This window comes from Micromonospora sp. NPDC004336 (genome assembly GCF_053602615.1).
The window spans coordinates 1-9,932 of record NZ_JBSGDY010000194.1; the positions used below are offsets into that span (position 1 = coordinate 1).

A 9,932-nucleotide genomic window follows, 5' to 3' on the forward strand; every position below is an offset into this window, starting at 1 on the left:
GTTCTGGCGGTACACGTCCACCGCCCCACCCGGCCGGGGGTGGGGGCCGCGGGGGGGGCGGAGGTCACCGGGCACACCGCCCCCGCCGCCCCCCCCCCGGCCCCCCCCCCCGGGGCCGGCGACGACGCCGCCCCCACCGCGGTGGCGCCCGCCAACCGCGCGGTCCGGGTGCCGATCCCGGCGGTGCGCCCGTGGAGCCCGGAGGACCCGTACCTCTACGGCGTCACCGTCGCAGTCGGCGCGGACCGGGTCGACAGCTACGTCGGCATGCGGTCGTTCGGCGTCGGCCCCGGCCCGGACGGCACGCCACGGCTGCTGCTCAACGGCGCGCCGTACTTCCACGCCGGCGTCCTCGACCAGGGCTACTGGTCCGACGGCTGGTACACGCCGCCCTCGGACGAGGCGATGGTGCACGACATCGCGACGATGAAGCAGCTCGGCTTCACCATGCTCCGCAAGCACATCAAGGTCGAGCCGGCGCGCTGGTACTTCCACTGCGACCGCCTGGGCATCCTGGTCTGGCAGGACATGGTCAACGGCGGTGGCCGCTACCGGCCGCTCGTGGTCACCGCACCCGCGCTCGCGCCGCTGCGGCTCGACGACCGCCGCCACCGCTGGTTCGCCCGCGCCGACGCGGCCGGGCGCGAGCAGTTCCGCGCCGAGCTGCGCGACACCGTCGAGCACCTGCGCAACGTCGTCAGCATCGCCGTGTGGGTGCCGTTCAACGAGGGCTGGGGGCAGTTCGACGCCGCCGCCGTCGCCGCCGAGGTCGCCGCGCTGGACCCCACCCGCAGCGTCGACCACGCCAGCGGCTGGCACGACCAGGGCGGCGGGGACCTGCGCAGCCTGCACGTCTACTTCCGCCGCTTCCGGATGCCGCGCCGGCGCCGCGACCGCCGGGCGCTGGTCCTGTCGGAGTACGGCGGCTACAGCCTCGCCGTCGACGGGCACACCGCGACCGACCGCCAGTTCGGATACCGGCGCTTCACCGACGCCGAGTCGTTGGGCGAGGCCTTCCGCCGGCTGCACGCCGAGCAGATCGCGCCGGCCGTCGCCGCCGGGCTGAGCGCCACCGTCTACACCCAACTGTCGGACGTGGAGGACGAGGTCAACGGGCTGCTGACCTACGACCGTCGGGTGCTCAAGCTCCCGGCGGACCTGGTGCGCGAGGTCAACCGGCGGCTGCGGCTCTGAGCACCGCCGCCGGCGGGCCACCGGGCGGAGAATAAGCGATCTCGTCGCGGCGCGGTCGCGGGCACAATGAACGCCGTGCTCGCCGCCACCCGCACCCTGCTGACCTCGTTCGACGCGCTGCCGTACCGCGAGCGGATGAACCGCCTCGCGGCCTGGGCCCGCACCGCGCCCGACCGCGCCGGGGTCTGTGCCGACCTACGCCGGCACGGCCCCTACGAGCGGTATCTCGCCCTGGTCGCCGCGCTGGTGGCCCAGGACGCCGACGGTGTCGCCGCCGCCAGGCGTGATCCTCAGCCGTCGATCAGGGGCGTCGCGCTCACCGCCGCGTTGCGGGCCGGCATCCCGCCCGACGACTTCGCCGACCGGCCGGCGACGGACCGGCGGCGCGTCTACCGCGCCCTGGGCCGCCGGTACGCCCCGGCTGTCGCCGACGCGCTGATCGGCGAGGTCCTCGACCGGTTCGGCGACGACGAGGCGGCCGCGCTGCTGCCGGCCTGCGGCGCCGACACGGTACGCGCGTTGCTGCCCGAGCTGGAGCACGCGCTCGACCTCGCCCGGCTGGTGCGTCGGCACTCCGGCCCCCTGTCGGACCGGGTCCGCGAGCGGCTGGCAACGGCCTCGCCCGAGCTGCGCGGGCGGGTCTGGGCCGACGCCGCCCACGCCGTGCTGCGATGCGACCCGGCCCGGGCGCTCGACCTGCTGGAGCGGTACGCGCCCGAGGAGACGCTCCCCGGCCCGCTCGACGCGTACGGCATGCTCGCGGCGCACGACGCGGGTCGCGTCGTACGACTGCTCACCGCGCCGGGCCGCGCGGCCTGGCTGACGCGGACCCCGCTGCCGCCGGCCGTACTGCGCCGTCTCGCGGCGCTGCCCGACGACGAGCTGGCCCCGTTGGCCGGCCGCCTCCGTGAGCACAGCCGAGCGTTGGCGGCGCTGCTCGACGCCGTCGCGCCGCGCCGGCGCGCGCAGCTGTACGACCGCGCCCTGGCCGAGGCCGACACGGCGGTGCACGTTCCCGCCGCCGAGGTCATGGAGGTGCTGCCGGCGGCGGTCCGGATCCGCGAGGCGACCCGGGTGCTCGGCCTGCCGAGAATCCGGGAGCGGGAGGCCGAGGTGCGCCGCTGGAGCGCGTACCTCGCCTGGCCGGAGGCGTCCGCGGCGCTGGAGGCGGCGCTGCGCTCGGGTGACGCCGGCGAGCGGGCGCACGGTTACGCGCTGCTGGTGGAGGCCGCCCGCCGCTCCCGCGACCCGCGGGCGGTGGCCGAGGTGGTCCTCCGGCTCGGCCGGCTGCGCAACGAGCAGGACCCGGTACGCGCGGCCGCGCTCACCGCGCTCGCGAGGGTGGCGCCGCTGCTCACCGAGGGCACGGCGGCGGGGCTCACCGCGCTGACCACGGACGCGGTCGACGCCCGGGACGCCTCCGCCGCCACCACGACGGCGCTGAGCGCACTCGCCGCCGACGTCCTGCGGCACCACGTCGCCGCGCCTGCGCTACGTGAGTGGGCGCTGCTCACGATCGACCTGGTGAGCACCGGCGCCAGCGTGCCGGTGCTGCGCCGCTTCGACGCGGTGCTGCGCGGCGGGCAGGAGACCATGGTCTTCGAGCGGCTGCGCGGCTGGGTGGAAGCCGGCATCGCCCGTGGCCGGTACGGTCCGCTCTTCGCGCTCACCCACGCGCTGGGCAGGCGGGCGTGGCGGCTGCCGCGACTGCAGGCGTTGCTGCGTCAGGCGATCGGCCCGCACACGCTGCCCTCGGTGGCCCGCACGGCGATCGCGCTGTGGCTCGCCGACCGGCGCACGCGCTCGGAACGCGTGGCCGAGGTGCTCGACGTCGACCCGACGGCGGTGACGATCCACGAGGTGTGGGCGACGATCAGCGCCTCCCGCACCGACCTGCTCGACCGGGCGCTCGACCGCCGCCCCCGTGGCCCGTTCGTCCGCCGGCGTGGCCGGTTCCTCGAACCGGGGACCCGGTGGGTGCCCGCCTGGGCGCCGCACACCGAGCGCTGGCTGCCTCGCCAGCAGGCCCGCTTCGTGGAGTTGCAGGAGCTGGTCGTCGCCGACGGCAAGCAGGAGGTGTGGCGTCGGGCGGCCGCGATCCGGGCCGCCGCGCGCGTCGGCGGCGCGGGCCGGGAGCTGGTGTCGCGCCACCTCGACGCCCCGGAGGTGGCGCTCGCCGAGGCGGCGTTGGGCGCGCTGGCCTGGACAGACCGGCCGGACGAGGCGCTGCCGGTGCTGCTGCGCCACGCCGACGGCGACCGGGCGCGCGTCGCGCTGTACGCGGCGGGTCGGGCCGCCCGGTACGTCCCGCCGGCCCGGCTGGCCGATCTGCTCGGCGGGGTGCTGACCGGCCCCGCGAAGATCACGAGCCGCAAGGAGGCGGCCCGGCTGTTGGCGCGTTACGGGCCGCCGTCGGTGATGGCGGCGCTGCGCGACGCGTACACGGCGCCGGACGCGCACCGCGACGTGCGCGCGGCGATCGTCTCCGCCGCCCACGGGCGGCTGCGGGCCGAGGAGAGCTGGACCATCCTCCGTACCGCCGTCGACGGCAGCCGCGAGGAGCGACGCGCGGTCCTGGGCGTGCACCCGTACGCGATCCCGGAACGGCACCGGCCGCGCTACGGCGCGCTCGTCGTCGAGGCGTGCCGCGCCGCCGACCGGGAGATCCGGGGCGCGGCGTTCGGCCAGCTCGGGGAATGGTCGCCGTGGCTGGCCGGGATCGGCGAGCTGGTCGCGGACCGGCTCACCGACCTGGCCGAGACGACCACGCCCGTCGAGGTCCCGAACCTGCTCAGGGCCGGCGGCGACGCGGTGCTCGGCGCCGCGCTGCGCCGGCTCGTGGAGCACGACGCGGACGACGACCGTCCGGGCGACCCGACGGCGGACCGCCCCGCCCGACGCCGCGTCGACGTGCTCGCCCGCGGCGCGGTCCTGCTGTCCGGCAGCCGGCCGGCGGGGGCCGACCGCACCGCGCTGGTCGAAGCGGCGCGGTGGCTCGCCGGTCGTCCCGCCTTCACCGGCACGGCCGCGGGGCTGCTGGTCGACCTCTCCCGGCTGGACGATCTCGACGAGGTCGCCGGGCTGTGCGCCGGCCGGCCCGTTCTCGCGTACCGCACCGCCGAACGCGTCGGCGCCCGGCTGCGGGGCCTTCGCGAGTGGCCCGACCCGGCGGCTCTCGCCGACACCGTCGCGCGACTGACGGCACGTGGCGATCTGGCCGGCGGGCTGTTCGCGGTGGCGCTCGTCCGGCACGGCGCCGGCTTCGGCTGGAAGGCCCCGTGGCGGGACCTGCTCATCGGGCTGCGCCGGCATCCCGACGCCGACGTGCGTGAGGAGGCGTACGCCGTCGACATGAGCTGACGCGCCCCCTGGCGGTGACGTGATCAGTCGCATGTGGACATCGACACGACGCCGGGAGCGTGGCATCATCTGCCCGCGGCCCCACGATGATTCGGATCGACTACCGGGGAGAGCGGGCGGGTGCGGCAGCCTACTGGCGGGTTCTGTGGTGGTTGGTCGCGGCGCGCGTTGCTGCTGACCACCGGCCTCGCCGTGGCCGGTTGCGGCAGGCAGGAGCGGCCCACGCTGCGCGACGAGGGCGACCAGTCCACGGGCGGGCCCACCCGGGAGGCCCTGCAGAGCCTGCTCGACCGCCGGGCCGAGGCGCTGCGGGCGGGCGACGAGGCGGCCTTCCTGGCGGACCTGGACCAGTCCGACGGCAACCTGGTGCGGGGGCAGAAGCTGCTCTTCGACAACCTGCGCAAACTCAAGCTGGCCACCTTCGGCTACCTCGCGCGCCAGGCCATCGGCACGCCGGAGGGTGAGGTGCACCGGTTCATGCCGGTGCACGAGGTGGTGCAGCTCGACGCGGACGCCGGCCCCGGCGGGGTCGCTCCCGCCGCCAGCTTCCGCTACTCGGTGGCCGTCCGCGACGGCCGGCTGACGATCGTCGAGATCCTGCCGGTCACCCGGGAGAACGCCAACGAGCTGGGCACGCACGGGTTGCCCGGCGACGCCCCCTGGCACCTGTCGCCGCTGACCGTCCAGCACGTCGACAACGCCTGCCTGATCGGCGACGCCAGCGTGCCGGACCTCCAGCGCTACGCCGACGCCACCCGCGGCGAGGTGCGCCACGTCGAGTCGCTCTGGGGCGACCGGCTCCGCTTCCCCGGTCACGTGCTGTTCCTGACCCGCGACGAGGCGAACTTCAAGAGGTGGTACGGCCTCGGCGGCGTCGGCAACTTCACGCCGGACGTCGAGGGCTTCCAGGTCCCGCAGTACGGCGTGCGCCAGAACGGCGACGTCTACCAGGAGCAGTACGCCGGCTCGCGCGTCGTGGTCAACCTCCGGACCATCGCGAACTTCGGTGACGATCCCCGCCGGGTGATCCGGCACGAGCTCGCGCACAGCGTCGGATCCCGGACGACCGCCCTCAGCTCGGCCGGCTGGGTGCTGGGCGCGCCGACCTGGGCCGTCGAGGGTTTCGCCCGGTGGGTCGAGCGGATCGACGAGCGCCCCTACGTGCGCAGCCGGGTGGCGGCCGGCGCCTTCCACGGCACGATGCCCGCCTCGAAGGGCTTCTACGGGCCGGCCTCGCGCTTCAACTACGCGCTCTCCGCCACGGTCTTCTCCTTCGTCGAGCGGAGCAGGGACCGGGCGGCGGCGGTCGAGTTCTACGCCAGCGTCGTCAAGTACACCGACACCGAGGGTGACCCCCTGGTGCGGACCCCGATCTTCAGTGCCGTCTGCGAGCGGGTGCTCGGCGTGACCGGGGGCGAGTTCACCCGGCAGTGGGCGGCCTTCGTACGGAACGGAGCGTGACGCGGTGCCGGCGACGCCTCCCGATCCCCCATCCGGTCCGGACGCGACGGCGCGACGGCGCACCAGCTGGCGTCGGCTGCTCGCCGTCGCCGCCGTGGCCGGTCTGGTCGCGCTGCTCGGCGCCGGCGCCGGCGGCTTCGCCGTCGCCCGCGACGCGGAGCTCGGCAGCCAGACCGTCCGGTGCGGGGGCGGCCGCTGCATGCCCGGCCTGAGCCCGGCCGCGCTGGTCGACGCCCTCACCCGGAAGGGCTTCACCTGCGAGGAACGCGGCGGCAGTTGGACCTGTCGGCTCCGGATCGCCCGGACGGACTTCGAGGCCTACGTCGAGAGCTACGAGGGTCTCGTCACCGATCTCTCGGCGTCGGTGCGCTCCGACGAAGGGGACAGGGTCTCGTCGACGACCAGGTCCTTCCTCGTCTGGCTCGGCTCCGTACCGGTCTCCCACGACCCGGTCACCGTCGAGGAGGTGCGCGGCTGGCTCGACCAGCGCGTCGACGGCGGCGCCGACGCCAGGGCGACCATCGGTCACTACCGCTACCAGTTGCAGGCCGGCGACAGGGCGGCGCTGCGGCTGCGGGTCCTGGTGAGCCAGGGATGAGCACACCGGACGCCGCCGCCCGGCCGGCCGCGGGCAGGGGGCGTGCCGCCGGGCCGGGCAGGGTCGCGCTGGTGCTCGCCGTGGTCGTCGCCCTGCTCCTGTGCGGGCTCGCCGGCGCGCTCGCCGGTGGGGTGGCGGGGACGCTGTCGGCCGATCCCGCCGGACCGACCGCGCCGCCGTCGATGGACGCCGACTTCCCGTCCGCGGATCGTCGCTACCTGCCCGGCGTCAGGGTCGCGACCATCGCCGACGGCTGGCTGCGGAAGTCCAACTCCTACACCTGCGCGCCGGCCGACCGACCCGCCCGGACCGTCAGCGAGGCCGCGCAGCGGCTGGAGTGCACGGCCCCGGGCGCCCTCAAGTGGGACCTGACCGTCGACATCGAGTTCGACGGCGAGACGCAGGTGCGCTACGTCCGGGCGGACTGCGCGCTCAAGCGGGGCGCCAAGGTGTGCGGCTCGCTCTTCGCCACCATGGCCGACGCCCTGCTGTCGCAGGACGCGGAGCTGCGCCGGCAGGCGTACGAGTGGGCGGCGAAGAACGCCGAGACCGACGAGGTCACCACGATCGGGGGCATCCGGTTCTCGGTCCGCCTCGAGCCGCGCAGCATCACCGCCGAGCCGGCCCTCTGACGCCCGGCTGCGACGGGCGGGGCACGACAGCGGTCGCCGACGACTGACTGTCGCCTGGGCGACATCGATTCCTATGGATCTAAACCGCTTGGTAACTTGTCGAGGTTCGTCGATACGGGGACGGCGTCCACGCTGATCAGCGCACCCTTGCGTGCCGCCTGACGGCCGGTCGCGGTGGCGTCCACCAGCATCGCGCCACCCCCCCTTCGGCGGATCCGACCATCGGAGCAACGCGGAGCACGGGGAGGGCACATGCACCACCGCAAGTCACCGCGTCACCGCACGACGGCCTGGTTCGCCAGCGCCGTCGCCGCACTGACCATCGCCGCCGGCGCCGGCACACCGGCCACCGCCGCGCCGACACCCGCCGGCCAGCCCGGCGCGGAGTGCACACCGACCCGCTCGGAGTGGCCGCGCTGCGTGACGGTGACGGCGGCGCTCAACCGGGCGCCGGCCGTCGGGCAGACCGCTCGGCTCACCGTCACCGTCGACAGCCGGTTGGCGATCGACGACCTACGGATAAGGGTCGAACTGCCGGCGGCCCTGACCCCGGCCGCCGTCCCGACCGGGTTCACCTCGACCCGGACCGCCTCGCGCGTGCCGTCCGACGCGGGCGAGGTCACCACCCTGGACACCACCGTCGACGCGACACCCGGTCGCACCCTGCGCTACCGGATCGACCTGACCGCCACCGGGACCGGCGCGACGGTGGTGCGGGCGCAGGCAACGTCCGCCGGTGGACCCGTCCTGGGCAGCCACGAGGTCCGCGTGCCGGTGACCGTCGGCGCCACGGCCCGCGAGTCCCGGCTGGGCAAGGCCGACGGCGACGCCGCGGCCGCGCAGACCCCGCCCGGCACACCGGCCGGCCCGGCCAACCCGGCGGTCCCCTACCGCCCGGCCGGCACCGCCGGGCTGCCCACGCCGCACGGCGACGACGTACCCTCGCCCGGTCCCGCGCCGGCCCAGGTCACCTGCGTCACGGGCAGCTTCGACTACAGCGACAACAACGGGGCCTGGCACCCGTCGAAGAACCTGCAGTACCAGGTGTGGGACGACGACAACTTCGGCGACGACCTGCTGGCGGTCGGCCTCACCGACGCCAACGGCGCCTACCGTGCCTGCTTCAACAACGACGACGGGATCGGCGGCGGCGGCCAGGACGTCTACGTCCGCGCGGTCACCGAGGGCACGCAGTACAAGGTGGAGGACTCGGACGACGACGCGTACGCGTTCCGCAGCACCACCCGGGACGACCTGGGCAACGGCCGCACGTACGACTATGGGCGGCTGCACACCGCGGACCCGACGCTGATGCCGGCCTACCACGCCTACGACACCGCCGACGACGCCCTGTCCTGGACGCCCGGCGACTGCTGGGACATGCGCGACGATAGCTGCCAGAACATCGACATCGAGTGGGAGCCCGGCTCCACCGACGGCACCTACTACGACACCGGCGACGACGAGGTGCGGCTGCTCGCCGCCGACCCGGACACGCCGTGGGTGGTGATCCACGAACTCGGCCACGGCGTCATGGACGACGTCTACGAGGACAACTACCCGCCGATCGGCGCCGAGTGCAGCCCGCACTACGTCACCCGCCGCTCCGGCCCGGCCTGCGCCTGGTCCGAGGGCTTCGCCGACTGGTTCGGTGCCGCGGTGCTCAGCGAGCCCGACCTGCCCGGCCGGGGCAACATCGACACCGCGACGTGGGGCACCGCCGGCTGGGACGACGGCGACCAGGTCGAGGGGCGCGTCGCCGGCGCGATCTGGGACCTGCTGGACAGCGGCACCGAGGGCACCGACGCCTACGCCGACTCGCTGACGAACGTCTGGAACACGTTCCTGGACCACCGGGTGACCAGCTTCGCCGCCTACTGGTCGGCCCGGGGCCGGGACGGCCACGAGGTCGGCGACCCGGCCCTGGGGTCGCTGTTCCAGAACACGATCGACTACGGGTTCCGCCGGGGTCTGACCGACGGCGTCGAGGTGAGCGCCACGACACCGCCGAACGACCAGAACTTCCGGTACGAGACGCGGCACGAGGCGTGGTCGGTCGTGGCGGTCCGCCCGCCGGCGGGCGCCGACGACGACCTGACGGTCTTCGACGACCGGGCACAGACCCAGCGCCTGGAGGAGAGCCTGCTCGGCGTGGACGTCACCGACTTCGTCGCCGTCGACTCGAACGCCGGACGGCGCCCGCTCGGCGACTACTACCCCCGGGTCCACCGGGTCAGCGGCACCGGGGCGTACACCGTCGAGCTGGCCGACGGCGGACAGACGCTCGTCGACACCGCCAAGCGGCAGATGGGCGCGGCCGACGTGGTCGCCGTCTGGAACTCGTGCCTGACCGCCGGCCAGCAGGTGACGTTCACCGTGACGCCGGGCGACCCGAGCCAGGACGCCGAACTGTTCGTGGTGTCCTCGACGGCGGGTGCGCCGGCCACGTACGTGCGCGACCGGGCGAGCGCGGCGGCCGCCACCGGGGCCGGGGCCGGCCAGCCGGAGTCCCTCGGGTACACGGCGCCGGCCGACGGCTGCGTCGGCGTGATCGTCGTCAACCGCGCGGGTAGCGGCACCTACACGCTGACCTCGCGGCCGCGCTGGACGAGGTGTGCGGTCAGCTCGACCCGCTGCTGCCGCGTCCGTTGCGGGAGGTGTTGTTCGCCGAGGCGGGCACGCCGGAG

The 9,932-nt window shown here is 75.3% G+C and carries 6 protein-coding genes; all 6 read left to right on the forward strand.

Annotation, left to right across the window (positions count from 1 at the left end; translation table 11 throughout):
- Window positions 1-141 precede the first annotated feature (141 nt).
- On the forward strand, window positions 142-1,194 hold the full coding sequence (locus tag ACWENR_RS26870) for a glycoside hydrolase family 2 TIM barrel-domain containing protein (protein WP_452279738.1): 1,053 nt from the start codon (window positions 142-144) through the stop codon (window positions 1,192-1,194).
- 66 nt (window positions 1,195-1,260) lie between these two features.
- A complete protein-coding gene (locus ACWENR_RS26875) occupies window positions 1,261-4,554 on the forward strand; it encodes a hypothetical protein (protein ID WP_452279739.1) in 3,294 nt (1,097 codons plus the stop codon).
- A 120-nt stretch (window positions 4,555-4,674) separates the two neighbouring features.
- A complete protein-coding gene (locus ACWENR_RS26880) occupies window positions 4,675-6,015 on the forward strand; it encodes a hypothetical protein (protein ID WP_452279740.1) in 1,341 nt (446 codons plus the stop codon).
- 4 nt (window positions 6,016-6,019) lie between these two features.
- Window positions 6,020-6,613 (forward strand): hypothetical protein, encoded by a 594-nt coding sequence (locus ACWENR_RS26885; RefSeq protein WP_452279741.1) that lies wholly within the window; start codon window positions 6,020-6,022, stop codon window positions 6,611-6,613.
- A complete protein-coding gene (locus ACWENR_RS26890; protein WP_452279742.1) occupies window positions 6,610-7,245 on the forward strand; it encodes a hypothetical protein in 636 nt (211 codons plus the stop codon). Before ACWENR_RS26885 ends, ACWENR_RS26890 begins: the two co-directional genes overlap by 4 nt.
- Before the next feature lie 252 nt (window positions 7,246-7,497).
- Window positions 7,498-9,932 (forward strand): hypothetical protein (locus ACWENR_RS26895; RefSeq protein ID WP_452279743.1); only part of this gene is annotated, 2,435 nt, incomplete at its 3' end.

Excerpts from the sequence above, each read along its gene's own strand:
- ACWENR_RS26875 (WP_452279739.1), top strand. The coding sequence starts at position 1,261 with ATGAACGCCGTGCTCGCCGCCACCCGCACCCTGCTGACCTCGTTCGAC.
- ACWENR_RS26890 (WP_452279742.1), top strand. The coding sequence starts at position 6,610 with ATGAGCACACCGGACGCCGCCGCCCGGCCGGCCGCGGGCAGGGGGCGT.